Raw genomic sequence first — 15,926 nt, 5'->3', positions numbered from 1 at the left:
TAAGCAATTACCCCCAATATCGAATAACTTATAAAAGCACATTGAATGAGTGATATTAAACTAGGAATTTTAGACCAATCTATCGTTCGCACCAGTTCTACAGCCGGGGAAGCGGTTAAGGAAACTATAGAAACTGCTATCCTCGCCGAAAATTTAGGCTATCATCGTTTTTGGATTTCCGAACATCATAATTCTACATTTATTGCCGGCTCTGCTCCAGAAGTATTAATGGCAAGATTAGGAGCTGAAACTTCACAAATTAGATTAGGTAGCGGCGGAGTTATGCTACCCAATCACAGTGCTTTTAAAGTAGCTGAAAATTTTCGAATGCTGGAAGCTTTATATCCCGGTCGTATCGATCTTGGCATTGGCCGTGCTCCCGGCGGGGATGGGGTTAGCGCAAAACTTTTAAACCCTTCAAGCACATTTCAGGAAGACGATTATATTCAGCAGCTTCAGCAGCTAAATCATTTTTTTAGGGATCATGCACTTGTAAACAATTCTCCCGTATATGCTATTCCGCAGATAAAAACAATTCCGCAGCAATGGATTTTAAGTAGTAGCGGTGGCAGTGCGAGGATTGCCGCCGATCTTGGATTAAACCTTGCTGTGGCCAAATTTATTAATGGCAGTGTACCCCCCAGCGTGGTGGATCGTTATCGTAAACATTTTAAACCTACCGAAGATCAACAGGAACCTAAAGCTTTAATCGCATCTTTTGTTATGTGTGGGGAAACCGAAGAGGAAGCTAACCAAATGCGTAAGTATATCGATTATATTTTATTGCAATTCGACAAAGGAAACTACCAAAGCCTACCGGAATTTGAAGACATTAGAAATCATCAGTTCACTTCTTTTGAAAAACAGCGATTGCACTATAATGCAGGCCGAATAATCTCTGGCACACCAGATCGTGTAAAAGAGAAAATCACCAATTTGGCAAAGGATTTTGAGGTAGATGAAGTGATTATTTCTACCATGAGTTTTAATAAAGAACTGCGTTTAAAAAGTTTTGAGTTGGTTGCTGAAGCATTTTCAATAAGTAGCACCTCCTGAGGTGATTTTTAGCGTAAATTTATAAAAGTCGGGAAATACATACTAACCGCGAGATATGAACCGAAAAGACTCTTTATAATTTCGAGTCCTTTTAGGCCTATCTTTCCGGAATTATACAGAAATCTGTTTTATGCTAGAACTTAGATCGCTTCGCTATGAGCACTTAGAATATAGAAAAGAGAGAATAGAAAATAGACGAGAGAGTCAAGAACCAGGAATCTAAAATTTGAAATACTGAAATTTAAATCTTTTTAAGCTGATGGCCTTTTCTATTCACTAATCACCCTAAACCATCAACTTCTTTTTAAATATTGAATTCAAAAGTGAATCCTCTGGATCATTAGCAAGCTTTGTTATTAAATACTTTGGCGATGCCAATAATGCTTAAAAATGCCAAAGTATAAGCAACTATATCACCCCAGTCGAAAGAAGAACCCAAAACCATAGTTGTAAATGTAGATCTTGGGATCCCCAGTATTTTTAGAATCTTTAGGTATTGTAAAAACTCGATAAAATAAGCCAAAAGCAACACAAAAATGGCCACTTTAAATTGTTGCCACTTAAAAAATGTAAGCAGAAAATAATACCACCAGATAATCTCCAAGCACATTACGTATAAAACCACCATTTATAAATCGAGCTATTAAAAATTCGATAATAAAAATCGATAAGGAAATTAAAAAGTATTTTAATTTGAAACGCATTAAAACCAGAATCCTAAACTAAAAAACCACTGACTTTCCTTTACTTCTGGCGAATAAGAGTATTTTACTTCCATTGGGCCTAAAAAGGTTTCCACCCCATAACCTAAGGCGTAGCCAGAATAATCTGGCATGGACAACCAGTTTCCAGAGGAATACAATTTGTTCTCTACATTAGCAAAATTACCACTTAAGGTGATGTGATTATTTTTGAATATTTCAACATCCACTTCAGCCAGACTTTTTATGTAACTATCGGCTCCTAAGCTAAGAAAATCATACCCATAAAATGGCACCATATTATTTATTAGGTTATTCCCGTAGCCGCCTAAAAAAAAGTCTAAACTTTGCTGTTCGCTATCGCCAATTTTAAATCCTGTTTCAGAAAAGATGCGGACACTAAGATTCTTTATCGGAGTAAAAACATAGCCAATTTTTCCTTTAGCGATAGAAAATTCGTTAAAATCGTCAATAGAAGAAAAAGGATAAATATGAAAATCACCATGAAAATAGAATCCCTTTTTTGGATAATATTTATTATCAAAAGAATCATATTTTAAATATCCAAAAGCACTGTAATAATGATTATTCTCAAATTCAGTTCCGGGAACGTCTACATCCTCTCCCTCGCTATTAATAGTTTCTGAAGAGATCTTTAAATATTTATGCTCTGCCCCCATCCCCAGCGAAGCCACCTGCTTAAACAAAGTCTCTACATAAAATTGATTGGTAAAATCTTTAAAATCGACATCAATCTTATTAACATTCAAATCACCTCCGTTAATTGCGTCCTGTATAAGCGCATAATCTACCGGAGTATCAAAAGAATTAAAACGTGATTTCATACCTATACTCCAATAATATCCTTTATCGATATAATACTGAAAGTTATACCGAACATTTTCTCCCACGATTAAATCTAAAGAAGTAACATCGTTCGTAAAAATTGAACTTTTTCGTGTTAAATTTACCAGCGCCGCACTGCGATACAACTCGTCGTAATGCAAGGCTAATTTTAGAAAAGTTTTATTCTCACTTTCATCCAAATTAAGGTTTAACGTATAAGTATCTTCGCCATTATCCTGAGTTAGAAAGTAGTTAATCTTATCAAAATTTCCAGTGGCCGATAAAAAATCTATGCTTTCGTTTATCTGAGAAAGACTAAACTTACCAGGAGTTTGCAGTCTAAGCCTCCCCATAATAAAAGATCGTGGATAATTTGTATTTCCTGCGAGTTCAATTTGGCTTAAATGAAGTGTATCTACAATTTTTCTGTGATAAGGTTCCGGATGGGATTTTTGCTTTTGTGCCAATTGTTTTAATGCCGAAATTCGCTTGTCTCCCGCTACCTTTCCGGAATCGATAATGGCTGAACCTTCTTCAAAAGACATAATCGAAAAACGAGCAATATCGGGTCGAATATAAATATCTGTAAGCGGAATTTTATGCTTCATATCATTAATCGTCCTGAAATTACTCACCTGAGTAAAAATATCGAATACCCCTTTTAAGTCTTTTCGGTTAAGTAACGAATCCTGGACATCTACCCCAATAATAATATCGGCACCGCGACGTCGTAATTCTTCTACCGGATAATTATTAACCACACCACCGTCAATGAGCAGCCTACCATCAATTTTTACAGGAGAAAAAAGGGAAGGAATAGCTCCGCTAGCCGCTACAGATTTGGCAAGAGAACCTTTATCCAAAATAATTTCGGCACCGGTTTCTACATCTGCTGCGACACAAAAAAACGGAATTGGTAATTTTGAAAAATCAGTTTCATCGTCCAGATGCACCGTTAAACCCGACATTAAATTGTAAATATTTTGCCCTTTACTTAAGCCCGAAGGAAAGCCTAGTTTAAAATGATCAAAAGGAAGTGTAAGAGCATAACGCTCTGTATTTCTCTTTTCATAAAATGTCATCGATTTTCGTGGAATTTCATCCTGAATAAGAATATTGAAATTGGTGTTTTTTACGATAGAATCTAATTCGGATGCCGAATATCCCGAAGCATACAAACCTCCAATAATTGCACCCATACTGGTTCCACCAATATAATCGATGTGTACACCCGCTTCCTCAATTGCCTTTAAAGCACCAATATGTGCCAGTCCCTTTGCTCCACCTCCACTTAAAACAAGCCCTACTTTTAATTTTTCTTCCTGGGAAAAACTTAAAAGTGAACTACAGAAGAATAGGATGCAAATGACTTTTTTCATTTATTCTGAAGATTCCGGATGATAATAATCGTAAACAATTCTAGCTTTAGCACTTCCCACAACATCTGCCAGTGATTTCTCTGAAGCTTCTTTTACCCGTTTAAGAGATCTAAAGCTTTTTAGTAATTCTACCACTGTTTTCTCTCCAATTCCTTTAATCGAGTCCAGCTCTGTATTTAACGCAGATTTACTACGTTTATTTCGATGGAAAGTGATACCAAACCTATGTGCTTCATTTCTTAACTGCTGAATAATCTTTAAGGTTTCAGACTTCTTATCTAAATACAAGGGTACCGGATCACCCGGATAAAACAACTCTTCTAATCTTTTAGCTATCCCAATTATGGCTACCTCCCCTCTTAAGCCTAAAGTCTCCAAAGCTTTTAAACCACTTCTTAACTGACCTTTACCACCGTCTACAATAATAAGCTGCGGTAATTCTTCACCTTCGTTTAAAAGACGCTTGTACCTTCTGTACACCACTTCTTCCATCGAAGCAAAATCGTTAGGTCCTTCAACAGTTTTGATATTAAATTTACGATAATCTTTTTTACTTGGTTTGCCATTTTTAAAAACCACACAGGCCGCCACTGGATTTGTTCCCTGAATATTAGAATTATCGAAACATTCAATATGCCGCGGCTCAACGCTTAAACGCAAATCTTCTTTCATTTGTGCCATTACCCGATTTACATGCCGATCTGGATCTACAATTTTCATTTGCTTAAATCGTTCCTGTCGGTAATATTTTGCATTCCGCTCAGACAATTCTACAATTTTACGCTTATCCCCCAATTTAGGCACTGTTACTTTTATATCATCACCGGCATCTACCTTAAAAGGCACATAAATCTCTGGTGATTTTGAATTAAATCGCTGCCTAATTTCAGTAATCCCCAGTTCCAGTAATTCTTCGTCGGTTTCATCCAGTTTTTTCTTCATTTCTATGGTATGAGACCTGATAATGGAACCATGCATTAACTGAAGAAAATTCACGTATCCATACCCCTCGTCGCTAATTACAGAAAATACATCTACATTATTGATTTTAGGATTAACAACTGTAGACCGGGATTGGTAATTTTCTAAAACTTCGATCTTATTTTTTATTCGCTGTGCATCTTCAAACTCCATATTTTCAGCATGCTCCTGCATTTGCTCTCTAAACTGACTAAGCGAGTCTTTAAAATTTCCTTTTACGATTTGGCGAATATGTTCGATATTTCTGTTATACTCTGCTTCTCCCTGGTAGCCTTCACAGGGCCCCTTACAATTCCCTAAATGATATTCCAGGCACACTTTATACTTATTATCCCTAATTTTATCTTCAACAAGGTCATAATTACAAGTACGCAGTTTATATAGTCCCTTAATTAAATCAAGTAAGGTATTTACCGTTTTAAAACTAGTAAACGGCCCATAATACTCACTCCCGTCTTTAATCAATCTTCGGGTTGGGAAGACTCTTGGGAAACGTTCGTTTTTTATACAAATCCAGGGATAAGTTTTATCATCCTTAAGCATTACGTTAAAACGCGGCTGTAATTTTTTGATTAGATTATTTTCCAGCAGCAGCGCATCGGTTTCCGAAGAAACCACGATATGTCTTATCTCGTGAATTTTTTTCACCATTACCCCTATACGATGACTATCGTGGCGTTTGGTAAAATAAGAGGTTACACGTTTTTTAAGATTTTTAGCTTTACCCACATAGAGAATCTTCCCATTTTTATCAAAATATTGATAAACACCGGGACTATCGGGTAAGGTCTTTAACTGTACATCCAAAGCAGGTATTTCCATCACTTCAAATTTAAAATATCTTTAGGCCATTTTGAAGAAATTCAGGGAAATTTGAAGCAATTTTTCACCAATTCTTCTTTCATTTTTTATTTCTGAATCTCGAATGTATTGCTGAAATTAGCAGTTTTAAAGGTATTTTATAATTCCTTAAAACCATAAAACATTTATTTTGGCTATCTTGGATATATGAGCGAAAGCAAAAAAAGAATTATTGGACGTTTTGACAAGGCAGATTTCCCGGTGCTGGATCTTGAAGGAATTTCGGTAAAAATAGATACCGGAGCTTACACCTCTTCCATTCACTGTGACGAAATTATTGAAAAAGACGATGTATTATACTGCAAATTTCTTGATGAAGAGCATGCGCTATACAACGGTAAAGAATTCATTTTTAAAGACTATGATATTATTTACGTTCGTAGTAGTAATGGAATGATTCAAAAGCGTTATCAGATCGAATCAAAAATAAAGCTTTTTAATAAAATTTATAAAATTTCGCTTTCTTTGTCTTCACGCCAGGAAATGCGTTTCCCTGTTCTTTTAGGACGAAAATTTTTAAGCAACAAATTTATTGTGGATCCACAACTAATTGATTTATCATTTAACAATCAACACCAAACGAATGAACATTAAAATCCTTTCCAGAAATACGCAACTATATTCAACAAAACGCCTTGTTGAAGCGGCAATGAAACGCAAACACACCGTAGAGGTTGTAGACCCCTTAAAATGTGATATTGTCATAGAAAGGAGAAACCCTAACATTTATTTTAAGGGAGACTATATAAAAGATGTAGATGCCATTATCCCTAGAATTGGTTCTTCGGTAACCTTTTATGGTACCGCAGTTGTTCGCCAGTTCGAGATGATGGGGGCCTTTACCACGACAGAAAGTGAAGCTTTGGTAAGAAGCCGCGATAAATTAAGAAGTCTTCAGGTGCTTTCTCGCGCTAAAATCGGACTTCCAAAAACAGTATTCACTAATTATTCCAGAGATGTTTCTGGAGTTATTAGTCAGGTTGGCGGACCACCATTGGTCATTAAGCTTTTAGAAGGAACACAGGGTGTTGGTGTTGTTCTTGCTGAAACCAAAAATGCAGCCGAGTCTGTAATTGAAGCGTTTAACGGTTTACAGGCCCGAGTGATCGTGCAGGAATTTATAAAAGAAGCCAAAGGTGCAGATATTAGAGCTTTTGTCGTAGATGGTCACGTAGTTGGTGCTATGAAAAGACAGGGAAAAGAAGGCGAGTTCCGTTCTAACCTGCATCGCGGTGGTAGTGCTGAGGCCATTGAACTTAGTGATGAAGAAGAAATTGCAGCGGTAAAAGCGACCAAAGCCATGGGGCTTGGCGTTGCGGGTGTGGATATGATCCAAAGTTCACGCGGACCATTAATTCTTGAAGTAAATTCTTCACCGGGATTAGAAGGTATCGAAAAAGCTACCGGAAAAGATATTGCCAAAACCATTATTCGATATATCGAAAAACACGCCTAATTTAATTTATGCCTCAAATCACCAAAGAAAACGTTCTGGAAATTCTGGGCAAAAAGATTTTACCCGGTAAAAGCGCCACTATTAATCTTAACATGGCGAAACTTTACACCACAACTTCTGTTGAAGTGCCAGTGATTATAGAGCGTTCTAAGAACCCAGGACCGGTAGTATTAATTACCGCCGGTATCCATGGTGATGAATTGAATGGGGTAGAAATCGTAAGACAACTCATCAGTAAAGAAATTAACAAACCTAAATGCGGCACTACTATTTGTATACCGGTAGTTAATGTGTTTGGTTTTTTAAATATGGCTCGTGAATTTCCCGATGGCCGTGATTTAAACCGAATGTTCCCGGGTACTAAAAACGGCTCGCTGGCCAGCAGGTTTGCTTTTCAGTTTGTGCAGGAAATTTTACCAATTGCCGATTTCTGCCTGGATTTTCATACCGGTGGCGCAAGTAGATTTAACGTAGCGCAAATACGCGTTAAAAAAGGCGATAAGCATAGTATAGAATTAGCGAATATTTTTAAAGCTCCGTTTACTATCGTTTCTACGACAATTACCAAATCGTATCGTGAAACCTGCTCTAAAATGGGGATCCCAATTTTACTTTTTGAAGGTGGAAAATCCCAGGATAGCAATAAAGAAATTGCAAAACAAGGAGTTGAAGGCACCATGCGTATCCTGGATCATCTAAATATGCTTAAATCTAAATTTGAATTACCTGATGCCCATGCCGAACCTATTTTGATTGAAAATACCACCTGGATGCGTGCGAAATACAGCGGACTTTTACATCTTAAAATTCCTTGCGGAAAGTTTGTTGAAAAAGGGGAATATATTGGCACGATTACCGATCCTTACGGGAAATTTAGGCATAAGATAAAATCAAGAAATCAGGGATATATCATAAATGTGAATGAATCACCTATCGTATATCAGGGTGATGCTATTTTTCATATATCAACCGCCTCAAAAGTGATCGATGAATAAGACCGACCTCCGTAAAAAATACAAAGCTTTACGTATCGATCTTTCTCCTGAAGTTATTGAAGAATATAGTTTAAAGATTGCCAATAACTTACTTCAACTTGATGTCTGGGAAGGTGATTTTTATCACCTGTTCCTTAGTATTGCAGAGCAGAAAGAGGTGGATACCGAATTTATTTTACACATTCTTCAGGGTAAAGATAAAAATGTGGTCATTCCCAGAACCGATATCGAGCATAACAATCTGATCAATTATTTACTTACAGAAACCACCAAGATCAAAAAAAACAGGTGGAATATTCCAGAGCCCGTAGATGGGATAGAAATTCCCTCAGCAAAAATAGATGTGGTCTTTGTGCCTTTACTTGCTTTCGATAAAAACGGTCACCGCATTGGTTATGGTAAAGGCTACTACGATAAATTTTTAAGCAACTGTAAACCCAACATTATTAAAATAGGACTTTCTTTTTACGAAGCTGAAGAAGCTTTTCAAGATGTATACCCCAGTGATATTCCGCTTGATTATTGTGTGACTCCGAAGAAAGTTTATAGATTTTAGAATTTAGATCGCTTTTTTAATTTGAAAATTTGATGACGTGCTAATTTGGTAATTGAAATACTATTTCCAGTTTAGAGATGAGAAAATTAGAATATAGACGCTACCTTTTTTATGCTGAATTTGGAGTGCTGAATGCTGAAATGAAAATCGGGAACCAGGAGACAAGAAGCAAGAGAAAGACCATACTTTTCGATTTGAAAATGTGATGATGTGTTGATTTGCTAATTTTTGGTATAGTATAGAAGCAATTTCTTTTAGAAAAAAGAACATCGTGTTTATAAAATAGAGGTTTATTATTCTGAATTTTAAATTTTGAACAAAATTCGTTGTCATTTCGACTGTAGCGTAGCGAAATGGAGAAATCTCAATAAAGATAGACGTTCAAAGTTCAAAAATTCAAGGTTCAAAAGTTGTGGTATCGAGAAGTCTTTGCAGAATCATTTACAAATTTTCTCTATTAGACTAAATAATAAAGTTATTCAAAATTAATAGGCCTGCTTCCTGATTCTTGCGTCTCTTCTCTATATTCTAACTTCTATCAGAAAAAGATCTCTCCGCTCCGGTCGAGATGACAAAGCACGTTTTTTTTCCCTTCTTCTATTGAAACCTGCCCATTAAAAACATAGGATGAGTATTTAATATTGAATTCTTGATGCTAAGCTTTGAATGAACTTCGTTGTCATTTCGACCCTGCCTCGCTGGCAGGCAGGTGCAGCGTAGCGAAATGAAGAAATCTCAATCAAGATAGACGTTCAAAGTTCAAAAATTCAAGGTTCAAAAGTTGTGGTATCGAGAAGCCTTTACAGTAATCATTTACAAATTTTCTCTATTAGACTAAATTATAAACTTATTCAAAATTAATAGGCCTGCTTCCTGATTCTTGCGTCTCTTCTCTATATACTAACTTATCAGAAAAAGATCTCTACGCTTCGGTCGAGATGACGAAGCACGTTTTTTTGCTTTTCCTTCTTCTATTGAAATCTGCCCATTAAAAACATAAGACGACTATTTTATATTGAATTCTTGATGCTAAGCTTTGAATGAACTTCGTTGTCATTTCGACCCTGCCTCGCTGGCAGGCAGGTGCAGCGCAGCGGAATGAAGAAATCTTAATCAAGATAGACGTTCAAAGTTCAAAAATTCAAGGTTCAAAAGTTGTGGTATCGAGAAGTTTTTGCAGAATCATTTACAAATTTTCTCTATTAGACTAAATAATAAAGTTATTCAAAATTAATAGGCCTGCTTCCTGATTCTTGCGTCTCTTCTATATATTCTAACTTCTATCAGAAAAAGATCCCTCCGCTTCGGTCGAGATGACGAAGCACGTTTTTTTGCTTTCCCTTCTTCTATTGAAATCTGCCCATTAAAAAACATTAGACGACTATTTTAAAGCTAAGAGCTGAAAGCTATAGGCTAACGGCTATAAACTTTACTACTCTTTCTCTTCTTTTGGGAAAGCTCTTTTGTTGAATAACAGCAATAAAACCACGCCAATACTTATCGAAGAATCGGCAATATTAAATACAGGTTCAAAAAAGGTAAAGAACTTACCTCCCCAAAACGGAATCCACTCCGGTAGATATCCCTCATATAAAGGAAAATAAAGCATATCTACCACCTTTCCATGGAAAAGTGTTCCGTAGCCTCCACCTTCAGGTAAAAAAGTCGCTACTTTATTATAACTGTCGTTAAACGTGATTCCGTAGAAAACCGAATCAATTATATTTCCAAAAGCACCGGCAAAGATCAACGAGATTGAGGTAATCAAAATTCGACTTCCATTTTTCTTTACAGAATCTACCAGCCAGTAACCTATTCCAAAAATCGCTACTAAACGGAAAAGCGTAAGTGCTAGTTTCCCATACTGTCCCGGAATTTTAGTACCCCAGGCCATCCCTTCATTTTCAACAAAAAGAATTCTAAACCAATCAAGAACCTTATACTCGTCGCCAAGTTCAAAATGTGTTTTGATATAAATTTTAGATACCTGATCGATTAAAAGAACAATAAATATTATTAGGCCTGCTTTCTTTAAAGACATTTCTTTTTTTGTTAAAAACGCACCAAAAATACTAATATTATTTAGTTTTTCGCACGCTTATGTCACCATTAATTGAAGTTAATTTAATTTGATGCATTCCATAAAGCTTTTGATCGACCAAAACTTTACCGTGCCTGCTTTTTGCCATTACTTCTCCAGAAACTACTTCTGCATCAATGTCACCTTTGTAGGTATTTATCGTTGCATTTCCCTCAAAATCTTTTAAGTTACAATAGCCTCGTTGAAGATTGGCCGAGAAACTTTCAAATTTCCCTGAAACAATCAAAGAAGCAGAATTAGAACTAATCATTAGTATTTTATCTTCTGGCAAATAAAGATCTACTTCTAAAGAAAAGACTTTATGTGCACTCAACTTATCAAAACCACCTACCAGTTGTTCGGGATATTGAGTTTCGATATAAAGCTTCCCATTTTTTAAACTTGTTGTTAGCCTGATATCATTCAAATATTCTCCTTCAGAGTGACTTCTATACTTTAAGGTCTTTCTTTTTTCGCTAAAGATATTGATTTTAAAAACCTCATTGGCATCGATAATCACTTCTTTAAAATCTGAATTTAGGATATTCTGTGTATCTTTTTGAGCAACTACTATAACTGTGCCTGTAAAAAAACACAATAAAAACATCCAATATCGATTAGCTATTTTCATATCATTTATAGAACAATAAACGCTCCTTAAAACGGGAGCGTTTATTTTTTGATCAAATACCTAATGGCCAACCGCGCAAATATTTTAATAAAATATTAGCTGCGGTGAAATTCCAAACTACCTTGAGCAAGCCCATGAGATAGCTTCTAGAAAACCATTTTTTATTTATAGTCATCCCTTCCAGATAGCTATCAGGAAAGGATCGGAGTATTTATTCTCGATTATCGAGTAAAGCTTTTCTCTTATCGTTGCATATTTTTAGCCTCGATACTTAAAGTGGCATGCGGAACCAGCTTTAGACGCTCTTTATTGATTAATTTTCCGGTAACACGACATACACCATAGGTTTTATTCTCGATACGCATTAAAGCATTTTTAAGATCACGAATAAATTTCTCCTGACGAATCGCCAATTGAGAATTCGCTTCTTTACTCATAGTTTCGCTACCTTCTTCAAAAGCCTTAAACGTTGGGGATGTATCATCTGTACCGTTGTTCCCGTCGTTTTTATAAGCATTTTGATAAATTTCTAGTTGTTCTTTGGCTTTGGCGATTTTACCTTGGATTAGCTCTTTAAATTCGGCCAATTCCGCATCGCTAAAACGCTCTTTTACTTCGGTTGACATAAGCTGCTTAGTTTTTTGTGATTAATAATTTTGTAGTTACATCGTCAAATTCAACATCTACTCCATCTTTTACTACTTCTGCAAGTTCGAGCGCTGCAGTTAAAGTTTCAGTTTTGATATAGGTTATATTATCTGCAACAGCATCCTCGATAATGCCATCTTTTTGCAGCTGTACGTTAATAGTATCGGTCACCTCGAATCCACTGTCTTTTCTCATATTCTGAATTCGGTTTACCAATTCTCTCGCAACTCCTTCTTTTTTGAGTTCTGGCGAGATATTAACGTCTAGCGCTACAGTTATATTGCCACTGCTAGCCACAAGCCATCCTTCGATATCTTGCGAACTTATTTCTACTTCACTGGCGTCCAAAATAATCATTTCTCCATTTACTTCAATCTCAATTTTGCCTTCTTTTTCGATCGTTGCAATATCTTCGGCTTGAAGTTGATTAATTTTAGCTACCACGTGCTTCATTTCCTTTCCAAAACGAGGCCCTAAAACGCGAAAATTCGGTTTTATTTGTTTTACCAGAATTCCTGAAGCATCATCGATTAACTCGACTTCCTTTACATTCACTTCAGATTTTATAAGATCCTGCACCGCTAAAATTTCCTCTCCCTGTTTTTTATCCAATACCGGAATCATGATTCGTTGTAGCGGCTGTCTCACCTTAATCATTTCTTTTTTACGTAATGAAAGTACCAAACTGGAAATTGTTTGTGCTTTTTCCATTTTACGTTCTAAAGATTTATCTACAAATTTCTCATCGAAAACCGGGAATAAAGCCGTGTGAACCGATTCATAATTCTCTTTCTTCGTAGTTTGATTCAGATCTTTATATAAAGCATCCATAAAGAATGGTGCCACAGGTGCACTAAGTTTCGCTACGGTTTCCAGGCAGGTATATAAAGTTTGATATGCTGAAATTTTATCCTGCTGGTAATCCCCTTTCCAGAACCTTCTTCGACTTAATCGCACAAACCAGTTACTCAGATTTTCCTGAACAAATTCTGAAATAACCCGAGTAGCCTTTGTAGGCTCGTAATCTGCATAGAATTTATCTACTTTCTCAATTAACGTATGTAATTCTGAAAGAATCCAACGATCGATTTCCGGACGTTCTTCTAATTTAACATCGGCTTCAGCATACGTAAAATTATCGATGTTAGCATATAGGGTAAAGAAAGAATAGGTATTATAAAGTGTTCCGAAGAACTTACGGCTTATTTCTCCAATTCCTTCAATATCAAATTTTAAATTATCCCAAGGATTCGCGTTAGAAATCATGTACCAACGTGTCGCATCCGGCCCGTAAACCGATAAGGTTTCAAAAGGATCTACCGCGTTTCCAAGACGTTTGGACATTTTTTGTCCATTTTTATCTAAAACAAGTCCGTTGGAAACTACATTTTTATACGCTACATCGTCAAAAGTCATGGTGGCTATAGCATGAAGTGTATAGAACCAGCCACGGGTTTGATCGACACCCTCCGCAATAAAATCGGCTTTACGCCAGTCTTTCTCTACTTTCTCTTTATTTTCAAAAGGATAGTGCCACTGCGCATAAGGCATTGAACCCGAATCAAACCATACGTCGATAAGATCGGCTTCGCGCTTCATTGGTTTCCCAGAATCAGAAACCAAAGTAATTGTATCTACCACATTTTTATGGAGATCTACATTGGCGTAGTTTTCTTCACTCATATCGCCAATTTTAAAATCAGCGAAAATATCCTTGTCCATCACTTCAGCTTCTACCGCTTTGGTGATTTCTATTTTTAATTCTTCTACAGAACCAATGATTTTTTCTTCCCTACCGTCTTCAGTTCTCCAAATTGGTAACGGAATTCCCCAATATCGACTTCGGGATAAGTTCCAGTCGTTCGCATTCGCAAGCCAGTTTCCAAAACGTCCTTCTCCCGTAGATTTTGGTTTCCAGTTTATACCGGTATTCAGCTCGTGCATTCGATCTTTAACCTCGGTTACTTTGATAAACCAGGAATCTAACGGATAATATAAAATGGGCTTATCAGTACGCCAGCAGTTTGGATAACTGTGTACATATTTTTCTACCTTAAAAGCCCTGTTTTCTTCTTTCAGCTTAATAGCGATCTCTACATCTACAGATTTTTCAGGGGCTTTACCCTCATCATAATATTCGTTCTTCACATACTTCCCAGCAAATTCGCCCATTTCTGGTCTGAATTTACCCTGAAGGTCTACTAAAGGAACTAAATTGTCATTCTCATCTTTCACCAACATTGGAGGTACTGGTGGTGTTGCCTGTTTTGCAACCAGAGCATCATCTGCTCCAAAAGTAGGCGCGGTATGCACGATACCCGTACCATCCTCGGTAGTCACAAAATCTCCGGAAATTACTCTAAAGGCATTTTCAGGATTTTCGAAAGGCAAAGTATAAGGTAATAATTGCTCATACGCTATACCTACCAGATCTTTCCCCTTGTAATTTTCACCAATTAAGAAAGGGATTTTTCCTGCCTTGCCGGCAGGCAGGTTATCACCTTCTTTATACGCTTTTAGTTCTTCTTCGCTTTCTACCTGTTTAAACTTCTTATCAAACTGTTTAAGAGCAAGTTCTTTAGCAACAACTATCGTAATCGGCTCAAAGGTATATTGGTTATACGTTTTTACGGTTACATATTCGATTTTTGGCCCTACAGTAAGCGCAGTGTTACTAGGAAGCGTCCATGGAGTGGTGGTCCAGGCGATTAAGAATACATCTTCTTCATGTTCTTTTAAACCTGCTGGCAATGTCTCCTTTTTGGTTTTAAACATTGCCGTAACCGTAGTATCTGACACGTCCTGATACGTCCCTGGTTGGTTAAGTTCATGTGAACTTAAACCCGTACCTGCTTTTGGAGAATATGGCTGAATGGTATAGCCCTTGTAAATAAGACCTTTGTTGTAGATCTGTTTTAAGAGATACCAAACCGTTTCCATATACTTGGGCTTATAGGTGATATAGGGATCATCCATATCTACCCAATATCCCATCTTCTCGGTAAGATCGTTCCAGATATCTGTATAACGCATTACCGCATTTTTACAAGCCTCGTTGTATTGCTCAACACTAATTTTAGTACCAATATCTTCTTTGGTGATCCCAAGTTCTTTTTCCACACCAAGCTCTACCGGAAGACCGTGAGTATCCCAACCTGCTTTACGTTTTACCTGAAATCCTTTTTGAGTTTTATAGCGACAAAAAATATCCTTAATCGATCTTGCCATTACGTGGTGAATACCCGGCAATCCGTTAGCTGATGGCGGTCCTTCAAAAAATATGAATGGCTTTTCACCATCACGTGAAGTTATGCTCTTTTCAAATATTTGGTTTTCTTTCCAATATTTTAATGTCTCCTCTGCAACTTTTGGTAAGTCAAGTCCTTTATATTCAGGGAACTTTGTGCTCATTTCCTCAAAATTTCTAATGATGTGCGAAAATAAGGAATTTTGCTAAAACAGCGGTTGCTATCTGCTTAAATTACCCATTCTTATAAATATTAATCTATTGGTAAAACCGAATTAAAGAAAACGTAATATTTATACCGGTTTTTTCTTTTGTTTTGAATATAGTTTACAGTTGACTGTTAACAATTTGACCTTGCCTGAATAAGGTTGCCTTTTTTCAAGTTAATAATTTATTTTAAATACTGGTCTTTGTTCAGTAGCTAAGCGCTGAACAAAGTTTAAAAATTCTTGTGGTTTCCTATTTTTCAGTGAACCATGTGGCCGCTCA

At 36.6% G+C, this 15,926-nt stretch carries 12 protein-coding genes; 5 read left to right on the top strand and 7 right to left on the bottom strand.

Translation table 11 applies throughout. The features are described 5' to 3' along the window. Positions 1-45: 45 nt before the first annotated feature. Entirely contained in the window at positions 46-1,056 is a 1,011-nt protein-coding gene (locus AC13DP_RS04885) for an LLM class flavin-dependent oxidoreductase (RefSeq protein ID WP_013069702.1), read from the top strand. 340 nt (positions 1,057-1,396) lie between these two features. On the opposite strand, the gene AC13DP_RS04880 is transcribed toward AC13DP_RS04885, so the two are convergent. The 3 genes from AC13DP_RS04880 to uvrC all read right to left on the bottom strand — a co-directional run bounded on the left by AC13DP_RS04880 (position 1,397) and on the right by uvrC (position 5,785). Then, a complete protein-coding gene (locus AC13DP_RS04880) occupies positions 1,397-1,684 on the bottom strand; it encodes a ribosomal maturation YjgA family protein (RefSeq protein WP_049771401.1) in 288 nt (95 codons plus the stop codon). Positions 1,685-1,759: 75 nt separating this feature from the next. Beyond that, entirely contained in the window at positions 1,760-3,982 is a 2,223-nt protein-coding gene (locus AC13DP_RS04875; protein WP_013069699.1) for a patatin-like phospholipase family protein, read from the bottom strand. Next, entirely contained in the window at positions 3,983-5,785 is a 1,803-nt protein-coding gene (uvrC, locus tag AC13DP_RS04870; protein WP_013069698.1) for an excinuclease ABC subunit UvrC, read from the bottom strand. A gap of 186 nt (positions 5,786-5,971) precedes the next feature. Between uvrC and AC13DP_RS04865 the strand changes: the two genes are divergently transcribed. From AC13DP_RS04865 to AC13DP_RS04850, 4 genes are read left to right on the top strand one after another with little or no spacing between them, the layout of a single operon-like run. Continuing rightward, positions 5,972-6,418, top strand: a complete 447-nt coding sequence (locus AC13DP_RS04865; RefSeq protein WP_013069697.1) for an ATP-dependent zinc protease family protein — start codon at positions 5,972-5,974, stop codon at positions 6,416-6,418. Next, positions 6,408-7,280: a 30S ribosomal protein S6--L-glutamate ligase gene (gene rimK / locus AC13DP_RS04860; protein ID WP_013069696.1), complete on the top strand. Its 873-nt coding sequence runs from the start codon at positions 6,408-6,410 to the stop codon at positions 7,278-7,280. Before AC13DP_RS04865 ends, rimK begins: the two co-directional genes overlap by 11 nt. A gap of 8 nt (positions 7,281-7,288) precedes the next feature. Beyond that, positions 7,289-8,275 carry a succinylglutamate desuccinylase/aspartoacylase family protein gene (locus tag AC13DP_RS04855; RefSeq protein ID WP_013069695.1) on the top strand — a complete coding sequence of 329 codons (987 nt, stop codon included), beginning with the start codon at positions 7,289-7,291 and terminating at the stop codon, positions 8,273-8,275. Next, on the top strand, positions 8,268-8,831 hold the full coding sequence (locus tag AC13DP_RS04850) for a 5-formyltetrahydrofolate cyclo-ligase (RefSeq protein ID WP_013069694.1): 564 nt from the start codon (positions 8,268-8,270) through the stop codon (positions 8,829-8,831). The genes AC13DP_RS04855 and AC13DP_RS04850 overlap by 8 nt, the downstream gene beginning before the upstream one ends. A gap of 1,432 nt (positions 8,832-10,263) precedes the next feature. On the opposite strand, the gene AC13DP_RS04845 is transcribed toward AC13DP_RS04850, so the two are convergent. The 4 genes from AC13DP_RS04845 to ileS all read right to left on the bottom strand — a co-directional run bounded on the left by AC13DP_RS04845 (position 10,264) and on the right by ileS (position 15,601). After that, complete coding sequence (locus AC13DP_RS04845) at positions 10,264-10,872, bottom strand: lipoprotein signal peptidase (protein ID WP_013069692.1); 609 nt, start codon at positions 10,870-10,872, stop codon at positions 10,264-10,266. A 37-nt stretch (positions 10,873-10,909) separates the two neighbouring features. Further along, positions 10,910-11,542, bottom strand: a complete 633-nt coding sequence (locus AC13DP_RS04840; protein ID WP_228250758.1) for a DUF4097 family beta strand repeat-containing protein — start codon at positions 11,540-11,542, stop codon at positions 10,910-10,912. 242 nt (positions 11,543-11,784) lie between these two features. Then, a complete protein-coding gene (locus AC13DP_RS04835) occupies positions 11,785-12,168 on the bottom strand; it encodes a TraR/DksA family transcriptional regulator (RefSeq protein ID WP_013069690.1) in 384 nt (127 codons plus the stop codon). Positions 12,169-12,175: 7 nt separating this feature from the next. Beyond that, entirely contained in the window at positions 12,176-15,601 is a 3,426-nt protein-coding gene (ileS, locus tag AC13DP_RS04830) for an isoleucine--tRNA ligase (RefSeq protein ID WP_483067397.1), read from the bottom strand. Positions 15,602-15,926: the final 325 nt, after the last annotated feature.

It is taken from the genome of Zunongwangia sp. L-65 (assembly GCF_056859415.1).
The sequence above is the reverse complement of the archived record's forward strand: the minus strand, read 5'-3'. Positions and strand labels throughout refer to the sequence as shown.

What these genes read in the sequence shown, in the direction of transcription:
- AC13DP_RS04885 (WP_013069702.1), top strand. Translation starts at nt 46, where the DNA reads ATGAGTGATATTAAACTAGGAATTTTAGACCAATCTATCGTTCGCACC.
- AC13DP_RS04880 (WP_049771401.1), bottom strand. Translation starts at nt 1,684, where the DNA reads ATGGTGGTTTTATACGTAATGTGCTTGGAGATTATCTGGTGGTATTAT.
- AC13DP_RS04875 (WP_013069699.1), bottom strand. Translation starts at nt 3,982, where the DNA reads ATGAAAAAAGTCATTTGCATCCTATTCTTCTGTAGTTCACTTTTAAGT.
- uvrC (WP_013069698.1), bottom strand. Translation starts at nt 5,785, where the DNA reads ATGGAAATACCTGCTTTGGATGTACAGTTAAAGACCTTACCCGATAGT.
- AC13DP_RS04865 (WP_013069697.1), top strand. Translation starts at nt 5,972, where the DNA reads ATGAGCGAAAGCAAAAAAAGAATTATTGGACGTTTTGACAAGGCAGAT.
- rimK (WP_013069696.1), top strand. Translation starts at nt 6,408, where the DNA reads ATGAACATTAAAATCCTTTCCAGAAATACGCAACTATATTCAACAAAA.
- AC13DP_RS04855 (WP_013069695.1), top strand. Translation starts at nt 7,289, where the DNA reads ATGCCTCAAATCACCAAAGAAAACGTTCTGGAAATTCTGGGCAAAAAG.
- AC13DP_RS04850 (WP_013069694.1), top strand. Translation starts at nt 8,268, where the DNA reads ATGAATAAGACCGACCTCCGTAAAAAATACAAAGCTTTACGTATCGAT.
- AC13DP_RS04845 (WP_013069692.1), bottom strand. Translation starts at nt 10,872, where the DNA reads ATGTCTTTAAAGAAAGCAGGCCTAATAATATTTATTGTTCTTTTAATC.
- AC13DP_RS04840 (WP_228250758.1), bottom strand. Translation starts at nt 11,542, where the DNA reads ATGAAAATAGCTAATCGATATTGGATGTTTTTATTGTGTTTTTTTACA.
- AC13DP_RS04835 (WP_013069690.1), bottom strand. Translation starts at nt 12,168, where the DNA reads ATGTCAACCGAAGTAAAAGAGCGTTTTAGCGATGCGGAATTGGCCGAA.
- ileS (WP_483067397.1), bottom strand. Translation starts at nt 15,601, where the DNA reads ATGAGCACAAAGTTCCCTGAATATAAAGGACTTGACTTACCAAAAGTT.